The organism is Vreelandella lutescens (assembly GCF_014640815.1).
Classification (GTDB): domain Bacteria; phylum Pseudomonadota; class Gammaproteobacteria; order Pseudomonadales; family Halomonadaceae; genus Vreelandella; species Vreelandella lutescens.
In genome coordinates this window covers 15,447-31,846 of sequence record NZ_BMHM01000008.1, presented here as the reverse complement: position 1 = coordinate 31,846, position 16,400 = coordinate 15,447, and the positions used below count along the sequence as shown (strand labels likewise).

At 49.5% G+C, this 16,400-nt stretch carries 13 protein-coding genes; 2 read left to right on the top strand and 11 right to left on the bottom strand.

The window, feature by feature from the left end; all coding sequences use genetic code 11:
• Positions 1-46 precede the first annotated feature (46 nt).
• The 4 genes from IEW65_RS16315 to fliD (IEW65_RS16300) all read right to left on the bottom strand — a co-directional run bounded on the left by IEW65_RS16315 (position 47) and on the right by fliD (IEW65_RS16300) (position 9,271).
• Complete coding sequence (locus IEW65_RS16315) at positions 47-5,305, bottom strand: O-linked N-acetylglucosamine transferase family protein (RefSeq protein WP_188640517.1); 5,259 nt, start codon at positions 5,303-5,305, stop codon at positions 47-49.
• 123 nt (positions 5,306-5,428) lie between these two features.
• Complete coding sequence (locus IEW65_RS16310; RefSeq protein ID WP_188640516.1) at positions 5,429-6,253, bottom strand: flagellin N-terminal helical domain-containing protein; 825 nt, start codon at positions 6,251-6,253, stop codon at positions 5,429-5,431.
• Between the two features lie 135 nt (positions 6,254-6,388).
• Entirely contained in the window at positions 6,389-7,771 is a 1,383-nt protein-coding gene (gene fliD / locus IEW65_RS16305; protein WP_188640515.1) for a flagellar filament capping protein FliD, read from the bottom strand.
• Between the two features lie 144 nt (positions 7,772-7,915).
• The gene (fliD, locus tag IEW65_RS16300) at positions 7,916-9,271 is read right to left on the bottom strand and encodes a flagellar filament capping protein FliD (protein WP_188640514.1); all 1,356 of its coding nucleotides are present in this window, start codon (positions 9,269-9,271) and stop codon (positions 7,916-7,918) included.
• Between the two features lie 420 nt (positions 9,272-9,691).
• Between fliD (IEW65_RS16300) and IEW65_RS16295 the strand changes: the two genes are divergently transcribed.
• Both IEW65_RS16295 and IEW65_RS16290 read left to right on the top strand, forming a co-directional pair.
• Entirely contained in the window at positions 9,692-10,012 is a 321-nt protein-coding gene (locus IEW65_RS16295) for a hypothetical protein (RefSeq protein WP_188640513.1), read from the top strand.
• A 364-nt stretch (positions 10,013-10,376) separates the two neighbouring features.
• Positions 10,377-11,399: a serine hydrolase domain-containing protein gene (locus tag IEW65_RS16290; RefSeq protein WP_188640512.1), complete on the top strand. Its 1,023-nt coding sequence runs from the start codon at positions 10,377-10,379 to the stop codon at positions 11,397-11,399.
• A 12-nt stretch (positions 11,400-11,411) separates the two neighbouring features.
• Here IEW65_RS16290 and IEW65_RS16285 read toward each other — a convergent pair whose 3' ends face one another.
• The 7 genes from IEW65_RS16285 to IEW65_RS16255 form a co-directional block, all read right to left on the bottom strand.
• Entirely contained in the window at positions 11,412-11,984 is a 573-nt protein-coding gene (locus IEW65_RS16285) for a YqhA family protein (protein WP_188640511.1), read from the bottom strand.
• 54 nt (positions 11,985-12,038) lie between these two features.
• Positions 12,039-12,632, bottom strand: coding sequence for an exopolysaccharide biosynthesis protein (locus IEW65_RS16280; RefSeq protein WP_188640510.1), 594 nt, complete (start codon positions 12,630-12,632; stop codon positions 12,039-12,041).
• Entirely contained in the window at positions 12,629-13,129 is a 501-nt protein-coding gene (locus IEW65_RS16275) for a tellurite resistance TerB family protein (RefSeq protein WP_188640509.1), read from the bottom strand. The genes IEW65_RS16280 and IEW65_RS16275 overlap by 4 nt, the downstream gene beginning before the upstream one ends.
• Positions 13,130-13,212: 83 nt before the next feature.
• Positions 13,213-14,226 (bottom strand): nucleoid-associated protein, encoded by a 1,014-nt coding sequence (locus IEW65_RS16270; RefSeq protein ID WP_188640508.1) that lies wholly within the window; start codon positions 14,224-14,226, stop codon positions 13,213-13,215.
• Between the two features lie 48 nt (positions 14,227-14,274).
• On the bottom strand, positions 14,275-15,036 hold the full coding sequence (locus IEW65_RS16265) for an ABC transporter permease (RefSeq protein ID WP_188640507.1): 762 nt from the start codon (positions 15,034-15,036) through the stop codon (positions 14,275-14,277).
• On the bottom strand, positions 15,033-15,968 hold the full coding sequence (locus IEW65_RS16260; protein ID WP_188640506.1) for an ABC transporter ATP-binding protein: 936 nt from the start codon (positions 15,966-15,968) through the stop codon (positions 15,033-15,035). The genes IEW65_RS16265 and IEW65_RS16260 overlap by 4 nt, the downstream gene beginning before the upstream one ends.
• 146 nt (positions 15,969-16,114) lie before the next feature.
• On the bottom strand, positions 16,115-16,393 hold the full coding sequence (locus IEW65_RS16255) for a peptidylprolyl isomerase (RefSeq protein ID WP_016915098.1): 279 nt from the start codon (positions 16,391-16,393) through the stop codon (positions 16,115-16,117).
• Positions 16,394-16,400 lie beyond the last annotated feature (7 nt).

The following is a 16,400-nucleotide window of genomic DNA, read 5'->3' as shown; positions in this document are numbered from 1 at the left end:
TACAAGCGTCAGAGGAAATTGGCTCTGACGCTTTATAATCACGCGATCATGAACTAAATATAGAACTCTTTAAGTCATCAATTATTTTCCTACTTGAAGATTCAAAAAGCTCACTCTTAAAACTATCTGACAAGAACAGTTTTCTTTTTTCATTCCCTAAGCCATCCCCACTTACAATCGAATCAACAAAACTTGTGATATCTTTAGTTGTTGCTCCATGGTGAGATGCATTATATGCACTTATGCCAAATGGAGTCATGAAGCGCTTCAACTCCACATCTTTATCGACAACAAACAAAACAGGCTTATCTAGCACCAGATATTCTGCAAGAAAAGATACTGAATCATGAATTAAAGCATCTGAAGCTTGGAAAAGTTCGCTGTACTCCCCTTGCTCTAACTGCGTATGTTTCGAGCACTCCCAATATGAGTAATAATTATCAGTGATATCCCTCCCCCAATTTTCTGCTCTATATAATTTTTCTTTCAACAACGGATGTGGCTTAAAAGCCCATTGCACCTGGTCTTTGTAGCGCTCGGAAAGCTCTAACATAAAATCAGACATCTTTACAAAATTAGAGAACGGAAGACTCTCATCTGTATCGCTGATGGTATGATGTGGTGCCCAAATAATTTTCTTTTTTGTAGCCTCCTGTTTTTTCCAAACACAGCCATCATTATTAGTAGCAAGCAGGTCTTCTACCAATGGATAACCAGTCACCACAACATTACTTCCCTTATTGTCGGCATGCAGGCGACTAATACTCAAGCTTTCATTATGAGGCGCATAAATCCTCCAGACTGCATTATGAAAAGCTTGATTGTAATCAGATTTATAATCATTTTCATATTTAGCAACCTGATATGTATATGGCACATAACATGAAAGAAATCTAGTAAATCCTCTATCATAATACTCAGGATGGGTAAGGCCATGCGGATTTGTAAAAAATAACAAATCCGGCTTTAAGCTATCCAAGCTTCTCCACTGTCTTTTATTTTTCATCCAAGAGGAAAAAACTTCATACCCTTTATTTTTAAAATAACTGTATGTCTCTTTCATTTCAGAAAAAGTGAGAGTATCGTTTTTCTTGTTAAGATCAGGGCATACCAAAACAATAGGTTCAAACACTGGGTCACGCAACATTCCCTGGAAGACAGCATCGACCTTCCAAACACTTCTATGAATTGCAAGAAAAACAACGCGAATTTTTTTCTTATTTTTTAATTTCAAAATCTCTCGTTTATGCATCAGACTTATTGGATTTAATTCACGCTCACTTACGGCTTCTTGGTCATTCTCTTTTTTCAGATCTTGGCACGGAACTTTATCACTAGCATTAGAGCGATCTTTGAGTATATCGTATGCTTGTGCAATACAGCTCTCCCACTCTTCTTCTACTTTTTCATTACTATACATATTATTTATGTGCTCACTTTGCCCCCTTGCATAATCTTTATTTTTTCCTTCTATAAACTCCCCCGATGCAACAAAATCACACCCGAAATAGACAAGCTCTTTATTTAATTTCTCATAATAGGGCGTATAGTCTGATATACACAGTGAATTAGACCCCATCATATCAATGGCTCGCCCTGTCAAAGTATCGGAATAGCTAGGTGTCAGGTTTATGTTGTATTTTGACTTATGTAAAAATTCAACTGCATTTTTATAGTTGGTCTTTGGCCAAAAAACACAATACTCTTTACCTTCGAAGGCCCACGCACTTTTATCTCCGCCGATGACATGGACAGGGATATTATGCTTTTTAAAAGCATTCACGATTTTTTTTAGTTCTTTTTCGCGATACAAGTTTCTAAAAAATTTGTCTGTCAAATCGTAGTAAAGCAGAACCAAATCACTCACTGCAAGCTCATGGACCTCAGGAGAGTAGAAGGCATTCTCCTGTCTGCCCTCAACCATTTTTAAGATCTTTCTTTTTTCATCACTAGATAGGCGCGTATCTTTATCTATCTTACTTTTAAGTATCGCTAAATTAGCCGGTATATTATCGTATAGCTTTCCTAGAAATACAGCTCGATTCTCTTTCTCTTCAAACGGAATTACATCTTTCTCGGCTACCTTAGGTGGCACTTTTATTTTATACACTTTTTTAGAAACTGAAACGGCTTCATACTCATCTAATAATTGCATGGACGTTGAACCCATAATAATTTCTTCCGGGGCTCCCTTGCACCGTGACAGCATAAAATCTGCATACGCATGGTCATCAACAATAGAAAATGGCACGATACCAAAAAGATCGAAGAGGTTCCTGTTTTCATTGATATAAGGAGCACTTTTAACGCTCAAATTATAAAAAGAGTGACCTGTAAAAACCAAGTCAGAACTAGTCGCCCTACATATCTCTCTTACTATCTCCTCTTCCCCAGCTAAAGAAGAATATTCTAAAGACAAGCTTTTAGCTGAGTTTCTTACATTTTCGTCAAATAGAGATATCCCATAAATCAAAGGATACCGTATATGAACAAATTTCTTGCCAACTAGCTCCTCTTTTAAAAGTGAAACACTTTTTTTGTCACTCAACATAACTTCTGAGTGACAACCATCTATTTGGCTTGACATTTTTTCTTCACAGGCAAACAGATGCCAGCAATAAGACAGTTTATATTTTAACCCTTTTGGCAAAAGTGCTTCTTTCTCAGCACTTTGAAATATGAAAAACGTTTCCGTTTGATCATTATCCCTATATGGAAAGGAGTTTTCAGATCGATAACATCTAAAACCATTCTCTTTTATCCAATTTTCTATTTCAAATTTATTTGCTTGTTTTTTATGTGTTGCTTTATTAGAGACTTTCACTATCACTAAAATAATGTTTTCTAAATAACGATGCCCATTGTTTAAAATTGTCATCGCATCATTTAGATCATCCAGAACTAGAACATCTATTCCGGGAAGACCTTCTATTGAATCTAGCGCAATTGTGCTAATAGGAAGTGTAGAGAGTACACGGAGGGGGTCATTCTGTTCCATCGTTTGCCGTTCAGCTAATGGCTCTAATGAACCTGTTAGCTCTGGGTCGAGAGTAGCGTACAAGGTTCCATCAGCTCCATCGCCCAGCGTAGCATGTGGATAATGGTGCCATTCTCCAAACTGTTTTAGTTCATCAGCCTGCTTAGTTAATAAACTTCCTGGATCAAAAGTAATGACACTAAAATTGCCTGTCTGCATCCACTCGGTGAATTTTGGATGGCGGGCAAACAATGCGCCATTATCAATTACAGTAATGGGACTTTCCATGTTCCACTCAAACTCAGCTTCCTGCGGTTCTGGCTCGGCTTCTACCTCCACTAACTCAATTACCTGATCTTCATCAGCAAACCAAGCATCTCCCTCTTTATCAAAAGTAAGTGCTTCTGGCGCTTTGCCCTCGCAGTGGCGTTGCCAAATACCGCGCATGGCCTTGGTAAAATGCTTAGCAAATCGTTTGCCATCGCAAATTGGCGATTCTGTTAAGATAGTGCGCAGCGCGGCACGAATAACAGCTAGGTTAGGTAAGTCAGACGCTAGCTCTTTTGCACGCTTGCGGAAATCATCCCAGTTATCCGTTACTAACTCGGGCAAACCGGCATTAGCAAGGTGAGTAGCACTATGGCGACCTGCGAATGTCGGCCCCACACATGTGACTACAGGTACACCCATTGCAAGAGCTTCGCAGGTCGTCAGGCCACCAGAGTATGGCCACGTATCCAGCGCGATATCGATGCGTTGATACGTCGTAAGAAACTGCTCATGCCTAGCAGGTCCCTCCAATATTAGACGACTCTCGTCTATTCCTTGCTCGCTAAAGCGCTTAGCAATCTTTAGCTTGAAATCATCTCCCTCGAACTGAATACCCCTTAACAGTAACTGACTACCTGGTACTTCATTAAGAAGCTGAGCCCACTGTGTAATAAGGGGTGGAGATAGCTTTGCCGGGTTATTCAAGCAGCCAAAGGTAATAAATTGATTACCAAGCGCGGGCAAACTGCTCACCGATGGCATATATTTCGGTAGCTGGTAACAGACATAATCATCCGGCAAACGAATCAGTTTTTCACTGTATAGATGGTCGCTGCCCTGGGGGGTTTCAAAATGATCACTCAAGAAATAGTCAACGGCATCCAGACCGGTTGTATTAATCTGCATGCCTACCCATTTTACAATGAGAGGAGTAGGTTTACTTGAGATGGCTTGGTACCTTGAACCATCCCCACCACCATTCATGTCTAGAAGGATATCGATACCATCAGACTTGATGACGTCACTCAAATACTGATTAGTAACGTTTTCGACAACCCTCCATTTACTGGCTAGAGCGTTCACTTTTTCAGTGATAGAGTCTCGAACTTGATTAGTACTGTAAACAAACAGCTCAAACTCATCGAAAGAGAGATTTTCCAGTACAGGTAATACCATTTGGCCAACGGGGTGAACTCTGAAACCACCTGAGAGCAGCCCTAACCGTATTTTTTTGTTAGGCCGTGCCGATGTGAATGCATCACTTATGCTTTTGAGCTGATACTTTTTTGCCCACTGCAGATGGATCTCTTTTAATTGCTCGGCCGTATTTTCCGGATTATAGTGTTGCGCAATGATTAGATTCGAAAATACCTGACTATTATCTTGCAGGCTCAGCTCTGCTTGAAAATAATGTTCAGCCTCTTTGTATTCTCCTTCGCGCATGGCCAAGCTGCCTAGATGATTATTAACACTCACTTTGCTAGGCACCAACTTTTTAACTTCAAACAATGCTTCTTTGGCCTCGCCAGGTCGCCGTAGATTATCCAAAATACGGCTGCGCCAAAGCAATGTATCCACATTACTTCGATCCAATTGTATTGCCTTGTCGTTAGCCTCCAGTGCTAAGTCATTTTTTCCTTGTACATGATAGGCCTGACTCAGCCATGAAAAAATGGCAGCATTCGTGTCTTGCTGCTTCACTAAACTCAAAAGGGTAGGAATCGCTTCGGATGCTTGTCCACCGAGGACTTGGTATTGTGCACGTTTCAGCTGATATGCACTCGGGACTTGATTCATAATCTTGTCGATTTGCTGCATACAACTAATGGCATCAGCGAATTGCTTCAAACGTGCGTACGTATCAGCCTTAGCAACCCATCCTAGAGCGCTAGAGGGGAACTGCTGGGTTATTGTCTCCGCAATGCTTAATGCTTGTGTCAACTGATTGGCTTTATAAGCTTTATCAAAAGCCGTATTCATACTTGCTAATTTTTGGTTAATAGGGGCTGCTTGTCTATTTTTATTGCTTTGATTTTTTTTTGCTTGCTTGCGTGCCATGACTACCTCGGTAGCGCTCTATGCTTATGGTGAATTTTCACCATAATATCTGAAATGCAGTCACAAAAAAGGCTGGCCAATGGCCAGCCTTCGCTGCTATTTCTTGCTTTAACTGCGTAGCGATTAGCCCAGCAGAGAAAGAACAGACTGAGGAGTCTGGTTGGCCTGGGCCAGCATGGAAGTACCAGCCTGCTGCAGAATCTGCGCACGAGTCAAGTTAGATACTTCAACCGCGTAATCAGCGTCCTGAATACGTGAACGCGCTTCAGATAAATTAGTCACATCCGTCGTTAAGTTCTCAAGTACAGACTCAAAACGGTTGATGGTAGCACCAAGAGTAGCACGGTTGTCATCGATTGACTGGAGAGCATCATCTACAGAGTCAATAGCAGCTTGTGCATTAGAGAAGCTAGAAACGTCTAGAGCATCGACACTAAGGCCAGTAGCAGTAGCATCAACTAAATCAACAGTAAGGTTATCAACATCTGCAGTCGTATTTGCGCCAACTTGAATATTCAGAGTAGTGCCTGAATCATTCAAAAGATTTGTACCGTTAAAGCTAGTTGCTTCGGCAACACGGGTTATTTCTTCAACACGCTGATCAATTTCAAGCTGAATAGAATCGCGGTCTTCGGCAGTGTTGGTATCGTTAGCCGCTTGGGTGGCCAATTCACGGATACGTTGCAGGTTGTCGCTGATTTGGTTCAGACCACCTTCCATGGTTTGCGCCAGAGAAATACCGTCGTTGGTGTTACGCTGAGCTTGCTGCATGCCCGTGATCTGGGCGCTCATACGGTTGGCGATGGCTTGGCCAGCTGCGTCGTCGGCAGCGCTGTTGATACGCAGGCCAGAGGACAGACGCTCTTGCGCCTTAGACAGCATGGCTTGAGAGTTAGACAGGTTGTTCTGGCCGATCAGGGCGGTGATGTTCGTATTGATCACAGACATGGAAGTGCTCCTTGAAGATTAACTGGCCATGAGGCCTGCTTTGCGGCGGTTAACCGCCGTTATTTTAATTAACGGCAGGCTGGCCAGAATCTTTAAAAAAATATGCCTTTTTTTTGTAAAACAATGTAACAAGACTTAGTTATTATTCCGCATCGCATTCAGCATACTGAACTGCTGAGCTAGGTAGGAGCCTGTCGAGTTCATCTGCGCAATCATGCCATCCAATTGAGCAAACTGGGTACGATAGCGGGAAATGTTGCGCTCGATGCTCAGCTCCATTCTGGCTTTACGTTCCGTGAGATTGTCAATGCGCTGCTCTGCGCTGTTCACAGAGGTTTGAATCAGGCCATCGTCGCCGGTGATGGACTTGAGTGTCGCGCTCAACCTGCCAGCAAACCCCTCTTCTGATGACTCACCTGCAAAAAAAGAGGTGAGGGCGTCAGGGTTATTGGAGATTGCCTCGTCTAATTTTGTGTCATCTACCTGAAGACGACCACGCTCATCAACTGTGATACCGAACTGGGCCAAACGTGTAAAGTCGCCACTGCCTTGCGGGTTTGTCACGTCACGGCTTAGCCGCGTTTCAATCGTACGTACGGTGCGGTCGCCTAGAAGCTCGCCCGACGTCTCTCCTTCACCATTGAACGCCGTCATGCGGCCCACAGTAGACTTCATTTCATTGTAGGTGCTGACAAACTCCTTAATCGTTTCCTTTAAAGAGTCTTCATCGCGCTCAATCACAAGGCTAACGGGCGTTTGTGAAGCAGATGTCAGGTCCAGAGTCACGCCTTGAATAGCGCCTTCTACCCGATTGCCACTGCTGGTAATCGCGATACCATTCACTTCCAGAGCGGCATCTTGGCCGGCACGGCGCGTGGCGGTATCCATAGCCAAGCCATCGAGGCCTGAAAAACCAGTAATCGATGCTTCTTTACCTGTTTCTTTTGAGCTCAATGCCAACCGAAACCCAGTGCCATCGTTCACGATGGATGCCGTAACACCCGCTTCTGCATCGGCATTAATCTGGTCTCGCACGCTGGCCAGGGTACTGCCCGCCGCAATATTAATGGTCTTATTGCTTAAGGCCGGTGCATTAGGGTCGAAGGTGCCATTGGTGTAGGTGGCGCCAAAATCTAGCGTTAGCGTGGTATCGGTGGCAGCCAACACTTGATCCATCGTTACGCTGTTAGAAGCTACGCTGCCAGCACGCGCCAACTGTGTCACGTTGATGTCGTAACGCCCAGCGTTGGCCGACTCCGCTGCTGTGGCACTTACCCCTTCTCCAGTTACCGTGCTTTTCTGCTGTTTAAACGTAGAAGCATCGTTCAATGCAGTAATCGATTCTTGCAGACGGCCCATTGCGGACTGCAGACGGCCGTATGCCGAAATTTTGGTTTGTTGGGTATTCTGCTGCTGCGTTAGCGGCGTGAGTTTCTGCCGCTCAGACGCTTGCAGCTGAGTCAGCAGGCCATTCAAATCCAAACCTGAACCAACGCCAAGAGAGGTAATCGTCGCCATGTGGCTCAGCTCCTTTTAATTTTTAAAAAATAGACTGAGTAGGTTATCGGCAGAGTGGGAGAAAACTTTAGCCTAGCCACAGTGGTTAAGCTACAAAAAAGGCCTAGAGAAAACTCTAGGCCTTGATGGGGAAAGTGGACAGCGCTAGTTTTGCCCTATTTGCCCTAACGTCGCAAGCTGCTGAGTCAGGTAAGCGCTGGTCTGGTTCATTTGACCCACCATGCTGTCCATCGCTGCAAATTGTGTTCGATAGCGCTCAATCGTTTGATCGATTCGGCTCTCGGTAGTGGCAAAGCGATCGTTTAAGGATGCCACGCGATTCTCAGAGCTACTCACGGCGTTTTCCAATCGCCCGCTTGGCCCTACAAGCTGCTCAATCGCGGTTGAAATCTGCCCTGCCATGCCACCCTCGCTAGATGCTCCTGCAAAGAAATCCGCCAGTTGATCAGGTTGGTTCGCGATAATGCCGTTCAGTTGGTCATCATCAACCTCTAGGGTGCCGTCCAGCTGCAGCGAGATACCAATATCTGAAAGCATGCTGAAGCCATCACCACTCACGCTACTGCTCAGTGCTTGGCGCAGCGTAGTTTCGACTGCGCGTGTGGCGCTGTCCCCATTAAGCTCTCCTGCACGGTCACTTTCCGGGTTGTAGGCGGTCAGGCTTCCAATCGTATTTTTCAGCGTATTGTAGTCATCTACAAAGGAGGTGATCTGCTCACGAATCGCATCGCTATCTTGGGCAACTGCCACGGTGCTGCTGGCATTGGCTTCGGAAAGCGTGAGCGTTACGCCTTGAATAGCGCCTTCAACTCGGTTGCTAGCACTCACGATATCAATGCCATTGACATTAAACGCGGCATCTTGGCCAGCTTGCACCACTTGGGTATCGCTAGTGGTCACACCAGCGTCCAGAATTTGAGAGAAGTTGGTACTTTGAATACTAGCGGCGGCACCGGTATCGGTAGCGTTAACAGACAGGCGGTAGCCTTCACCATCATTAATGATAGAGGCGCTTAAACGTCCATCGCTTTGTGAGTTAATGGCATCGCGCATATCTTCCAGGGTGCTTCCATCTTCTATCGTAATGGGGTCGATGGTGCCCTCGGCCAGAGAAAAGGTCAGCGACTCCTGGCCAGATACCAGTGCCGTGTCCGGCGCATCCAGGCGCTCCGTCACTAAGCTACCGGCGGTGGCCAACTGAGCCACCTGGATTTCATATTGGCCTGGCTGGGCATCATTACTGCTCACCGCGCTCACTGCGCTGCCTTCCACGCTAGTACCCAGGCTTTCAAACGCCTCGTTTTCATTCAGTGCTTTGGCAGAAGCCTGAAAAGCCGACAAGGCGCTTTGCAGTTGCCCGTAGGCTGAAATTTGCGCCTGTTCTGTTTCAATTTGCTGCTGAATGGGCTCAAGCTTGGCACGCTCGGCCTGCTGGAGCTGCGTCAACAAGCCATTGAGATCTAAGCCAGAGCCGATACCTAACGATGTGATGGAAGCCATAAAAAGTGCCTTTTCTTAATGCGTTTTACTACGCGTTTTAATCACTATCAATCGCTCCTAATGAAGAGGCGAAACATCTCCTAGCGCAGTACGACAATCAACATGCTATCTAATTCAAAACGAACATTTACCTTATAATCTTTCGGCAATATGTATATTAACTTAATCAGTATGACTATATTTTTAGTTTTTATATGTAAAAACAAGTAACAAAAAGAAACATGCAGATGATTTCTTCGCTATTTCATCGCTAAACCATACTCTTCAAAAGCTGCAAAATTTTGACAACCAGAGCTGTATTTTCAACTTCCCCTAGCCTTCACCCCCCCACCTAAATATAGACCTTGGTCTAACGCCCACTCCTGCTTTATAATGCACTGCAGCACACCCATTTTGCTGTGACTGTAGGAGCGTTCCCTCATGCCCGCCGAAGCGTCATCCCCTGCCTCTACTGCTTCTTTCCACGTACAGCGTAGTCTGCGCCATTGCCTGTCTAGCGTGGCAGAACTGTTGTATGAGAGCGGCCATGTACTGGAAACCATCACCCTGGCGCAGCGTGGTTTATCGCGTCAAGAGCTTGCATCGTTGGATCGTCAGCACTCACGCTGGGCACTTTGCCAGCAAATATTAGAAGAGAGTGATGCGGCTAGGTTTAACGAGTATGGCCGCTTTGTGCTGACCACGATGGGCCGCGAACTGATGTTTGATATGTTTGGCCAAGGGGCCGCCGATTGCGCTTAGCCCCTACGTTAGCCCCTGTGTGAGGCATCTGTAGAAAAAACGCCTGCTGGGGGAGCAGGCGTTTTGAAGCGCTAATACCGCATCACGCAATGCGTGTTGTTCATGGTGAAACTTAACGCAGACCTAACAGCGAAAGAATAAACAGAACAACAACGATCAGACCTACGATGTAGATAATGTTACGCATAACGGCACTCCTTGCTTTAGCGTTTCATGGAAATCAAAGGGTTGCTTCCCTTCAATAATCTCTCCTAGCGTAGCAGGCTTTTTCTCAGTTTGCGTAATGACGATGACGTCTGCCTCAGGGGAACCTTCATTTCTCACGCCTATCAGAACCTTACCGATCTCCCTTCCTGGTGCCGTAATGAAAACGACTGCCCTCGTGATGACCTGTGTGATTAGCGGTGTGATGAGTTCCTTTGTGGCTGCCGCTACGTCAGCGTCAGAGCCCTCTCCGGATGCGCTGCAAGCCCTCAATCAACAGGCTCAAGCGCTGGATCGCGTTCATAGCGTCGTGGTGGCTTATGAGGGCAATATCATCCATGAGCATCACCAAGGCGGCCCTGGGGTGGCCACACCTGCCAACGTTAAGTCGTTATCAAAAACGGTGTTGGCTGCAATTACCGGTGCCGCTATTGAGGCAGGCATTGTGGAATCCGTCGATCAACCTCTGGTAGCACTGCTAGATAGCGTACCGAGCGGTGCCGACCCGCAGGTGAACGACATCACGGTGGCGCACTTGCTGGCGCAACAGGCGGGGTTAGAGCGCACATCGGGCAGCAACTACGGCGCGTGGGTGGCCAGCGCCCACTGGGTGAATGATGCGCTTACTCGCCCATTTGTTGACCGTCCGGGTGGGCGAATGCTCTATTCCACCGGTACCAGCCATTTGCTTTCGGCAGCGCTGACTCAGGCCAGCGGTGAAAGCACCCTTGCGCTTGCCCAACGCCTGTTAGGCGAACCGCTAGATATTGCGATCCCCCCATGGCCGCAGGACCCCCAAGGCATCTATTTTGGCGGAAACGATATGCAGCTTTCCCCTCGCGCGCTGATTGCGATTGGGGAGCTGTACCGTAATGACGGCATGGCGGATGGCCAGCGCGTACTGCCTGAAGGCTGGGTGGAGGCGTCATGGACGCCTAGAGGCCAATCACCCTGGACAGGCGACGGCTACGGCTTTGGATGGTTTATAACGACGCTCGCGGGTGAGCAAGCCGTTTATGGAAGAGGGTACGGCGGGCAAGCGCTATATGTGATTCCCGAGCGCGAGATGACGCTGGTGATCACCTCAGACCCAACCCCGCCATCGCCCGGTGGGCAATTTCAGCAACAGCTTAACGCGCTAGTGGCCGATTTATTGGCAGAGGAGTCACGGCGCACGCCATAACTCCGGTTAAGCCTATTCCCCTTTATGCGCCAAACTCATCAAGTAGAGCGCGGCAGCCAGCGCAAGCACCGAGAGCGCTAAGTAAATCGCCTCGAGCGGTGTGCTGAAGCGGATATCCACGACGGCGCGGAAGAATTCGATAATCACGGCCAGGATGACGACACGGGCGATTTTGTCTTTCAACTGATCGAGTGAAGCAACGTTGAAAGGGTGATCGGGATAACGCACCTCTGCCTGGTCAATACGAGAGACAAATAATCGATATACCCCTAACCCAAAAATCAGCAGCACGATGGCAATCAGGTAGATATCTACCGCGATAATGATATCGGGCACCAGGGTATCGTGAATATTGTGAGTATCATCCACCAAATAGTAGTGCAACACATCGCCCACCACTTTGAAGATATCCAGCGTGCCGACGATAAACAGCATCAGCGAGCCTAATAAGCTCGGCACCACCGCCAGCATCACCAAAAAGCGCGAGTTCCACAGCGCGGTTTCAACCCGCCGCTCCCAAGTCGACTGCTCGTGGGGCGGCTTAGGCGCGGGGGGCGAAGAATGGGGTGAAGGCGAATGGCTCATGGTAGGCGCTTGGCTCCTTTACTCAATGCAAGTGCGAAAGTGCCTAGTAAAGCATTAGATCAGGTTGATCACTACTACTGTGAAAGTCACACCGGTTAGCAAGAACCCCAGCGCTAGCATCAAGCCGTCTCTGGCCACCAACCCCAATCCAAACAGCGTGAGTGCAAGCCCGGCACCGTTAGCGCTGAACGGAATAAATTCCATCGGCGGCATGGCTAGGGCCACGAGCAAGCAGGCAATGGCCGTGACCCGAACACCGATATAACCGGTCATCCACGCCAAGCGCACGCCCAGCAAGCCATCGACCCATTTGGCGGGCTTTTTCATGTAGTGCAGCGCTTTATCAAACTTCTGTCGTGATAAAGAGCGGTTAAGCAGCCATTTAGGCAGCCAGAACGTTTCCCGTCCCACCAACAGCTGCGAAGAGGTCAGCAGTACCAGAACGGCCATCAGCGTTGGCATGCCTGGGATATCGCCAATAATCGGCGCCAGCGTTATCAAGCCTGCCAAGAGCAACAGCGGCCCAAACGAGCGTCTCCCTACCGCGTGTACCACATCATCCACACTGACCTGTTCTTTCTCCCGCTCCATCTGCTCCATGGTGTGGATCAGCTCGGTTAAGTTCGTCGCATCCTGCGTATGACTCATGGGCTTTTTGGCGCTCCTTTGCCGTGGTTATTGCGATTGAAAGAGGGCTCTTCCGGTGACTGGTTAAGCTTGCTGCGAATAAAGTCACTGTGGCTAACATGCAAAAGGTCCGCCAGCCGACGAATCCGATGCTCTTCAAGAGGGTCAAGCGTGCCATCGGCCCAGGCCAGCTGCCACATTAAGTCCACAAGCTCCAAGCGCTGCTCGTAGCCGTAGTGCTGCTTGATCAGGCTGACGAACTGGTAGTGATCCACCGCGTCGTCGACTTCCGCCTCTGCCAACGCCATTAACTCGCTGACATCCTGCTCATTGAGCCGGTAGCGCGTCATCAGCATCTGCTTTAGCGCAGCGCGCTCCGCCTCACTGTTATCGTAGTCGGCACGCATCACTTCACAGAGTAGCGCCGCCGACGCTAGCTCTAGGGTTAACGTTTGGTTATCACGCTGTTCAGGCGCGGAAAGCGCCTGTTGGAAGAAAGAGTGAATGGCATCCAGCACGGCGATCTCCTCGTATCAGTGGCCTCCCTAGGACTACACAACGCCCTGGGAGTGCCGTCCAGCACTCCGCGAAGCTTGGCCGTCTACTCTTTGCGCTTGGCGAGCTGCTCTTTAAGCTGTTTAGGCACTTGTTTGATGATCAGCCGGTCCTGAGTTTCGTCATACTCAATACTGGAACCCAGCAGGTGTGAATCAAAGCTGATTGAGACGCCGCCAGAGCGCCCAGTGAAGCGGCGGAACTGACTAATGGTACGTTTGTCCGGTGGGATTTCCGGCGAGAGGCCGTAGTCGGCGTTGCGAATATGGTCGTAAAACGCCTTGGGCTGCTTTTCATCCACGAGCCCGGAGAGCTCTTCCAGCGTCATCGGCTCGCCACGGCGCAGCTGTTCGTTGGCGTAATCGACCAAGGTATCGGTCTTTTCACGGCTGGCGTCGTCGTCCAGGTCCTCTTTTTCGACGTAGTCGCTAAACGCTTTCAGCAGCGTACGGGTTTCGGCGGGGGCATCGATGCCCTCCTCCATGCCCAGCAGCGCCGCTACGCCATCGGCCAGCTTTTTACCGCCCCGATCTTTCAGAAACGAGACGTACTGGGTACTCTCCCCACCGCTCTGCCACTGGGTCAGATTGATACGAGCCGCCAGGGTGAGCTGGCTGGTGTTTAGCTGGGCGGCAGGCACCGCGTGGTGCGCGTCGTTAAAGCCGATACCTTCCCGCTGATGAATAAGGCCCATCAGCAGCGTTTCAGTGTCGCCCTGTTGTAGATGAGCGATGACCAAGTAACCGCCCACCGAGAGCTGACCCTGCAGCGTTTGCGCTAAGCGCTCGGCAATGGCGTTCGCCAGTTGGGCAAAGGTTTGCTCTTCTGCCCGGTACGCCATAAGCCACGCTACCAGCGGCCCGGCCTGTTCGCCTTGCTCAGCAAAGCGCCCCCAGCCTTTCGCTTTGGTGTTGTAGGTATCGTTTAGCGCATTCACCAGGCTTGCCATCACCGCGTCATCGCCGGCAGCTTCCGCTTCCGCAGGCGGGGCAGTGACACTTAAGCGTTCGCCATCGAGAGAGGGCTCAAGGCGGTAAACAGTACTTTGCAGTAGCGGCATAAACAGGCATCACCTTTGAAATGAAACGTCTAGTAAGTCACTTTAACATCAGGGCTTTAAGCGGTAGCCGGTGCGGAAAATCCAGGCGATGGTGGCGAGGCTTGCCGCCAGGAAAAACAAAATCATCGCCACGCTGGCCCCCAAGCTGACATCGCTAATGCCGTAGAAGCTCCAGCGAAAACCGCTGACGAGGTACACCACCGGATTCGCCAGGGTCACGCTCTGCCAAAACGGAGGCAGCATGTCGATGGAGTAAAAGCTGCCGCCCAAGAACGTGAGCGGGGTAATCACCAGCAGCGGCACAAGCTGCAGCTTGTCAAAGCCATCCGCCCAGATGCCAATGATAAAGCCCAGCAGGCTAAAGGTGACGGCGGTCAGCACCAGAAACGTCAGCATCCAGAACGGGTGCGCAATCTCCAGCGGCACAAAGAAGCTGGACGTGCCGAGGATGATCAGCCCCAGCAGTATCGATTTCGAGGCCGCCGCCCCTACGTAGCCCACGACGATTTCCAGATAAGAAATCGGCGCTGACAAAATCTCATAGATGCTGCCAGAGAACTTGGGAAAAAAGATGCCAAACGAGGCGTTCGAGACGCTCTGGGTCAGCAGCATCAGCATAATCAAACCAGGGACGATAAACGCACCGTAGCTCACCCCACCAATCTCGCTGATCCGCGAGCCAATCGCCGCGCCAAACACTACAAAATAGAGCGAAGTGGAGATTACTGGCGAGACAACGCTCTGCAGCAGCGTGCGGCGAGTGCGGGCCATCTCCGCCATATAAATCGCACGAACGGGATAGAGATTCATGAGCGCTCCTTCACCAGGTCAACAAAGATGTCTTCCAATGAGCTCTGCCGGGTGTGTAAATCTTTAAAGCTGATGCCCGCCTGCTCAAGCTGCGTTAACAGGGTAGAGATCCCTCGCCCCTCCTCTTCCTGGCGGCCATCGTAGGTGTACACCAGTTCGAAGCCGTCGGCGGTTAAGCTGAGTTCATCCTGCGCCAGCGAAGGCGGCAATTCTGCCAGCGGGCTGTGGAGCTGCAGGGTGAGCTGCTTGCTGCCCAGCTTTTTCATTAACGCGGCTTTCTCTTCCACCAGCACGATCTCGCCGCGATTAATGACGCCTATGCGGTCGGCCATCTCTTCGGCTTCTTCAATGTAGTGGGTGGTGAGAATGATCGTCACCCCATCGTCGCGTAGCCCGCGCACCACGTTCCACATATCCCGCCGTAACTCGACGTCCACCCCAGCAGTCGGCTCATCCAAAAACAGAATGCGTGGCTCGTGGGAGAGCGCCTTGGCAATCAGCACCCGGCGCTTCATACCACCGGAGAGGGTCATCAAGCGGTTGTGGCGTTTATCCCACAGCGAGAGTGACTTAAGCACTTTTTCGATATGAGCAGGGTTGGGGGACTTACCAAACAAGCCACGGCTGAAGCTCACCGTGTTCCAGACCGTTTCGAACGCTTCATTGGTGAGTTCTTGCGGCACAAGGCCAATCCGCTCGCGGGCTTGGCGGTAGTCGCGCACGCTATCGAAGCCGTCGACGGTAACATGGCCTTCACTGGGGTTAACCAGGCCACATACCACGCTAATCAGCGTGGTTTTACCCGCCCCGTTCGGGCCGAGCAGTGCAAAAATCTCGCCGCGCTGGATGGTTAAATCCACGCGAGTGAGCGCCTGAAAGCCACCTTCGTAGGTTTTATTCAGGCCATCGATGGTAATGATGGGGTCGTTCAAGGCGTGCTCCTTACATCGCGGGCCAGCGCAGAACCAGCGCAGCGCGATGCCAATGGCACCGCGACATCGCTGCCGCGGTGCATGACGGCCTTTAAAAGGTATCAGGCGATGGCTGAAAAGGCGGCGCGCTCAGCCAGCTTCCAGACCTAGGTGCGGCTGGTGATTTCGAGCAAGTGATAACCAAACTGAGTCTGTACCGGCCCGTGAACCTTGTTGAGTTCACCGCTGAAAACGACCTTGTCGAATTCTGGCACCATTTGGCCGGGGCCAAAGCTACCCAGGTCGCCGCCCTGGCGGCCAGAAGGGCAGCTGGAGTGCTGCTTGGCCACGTCCGCGAAATCACGGCCGTTCTCGATCTCTTGTTTCAGTGCGTTGCACTGCTCTTCACTGCTTACCAAAATATGACGGGCGCTGGCACGTGCCATAACGAAC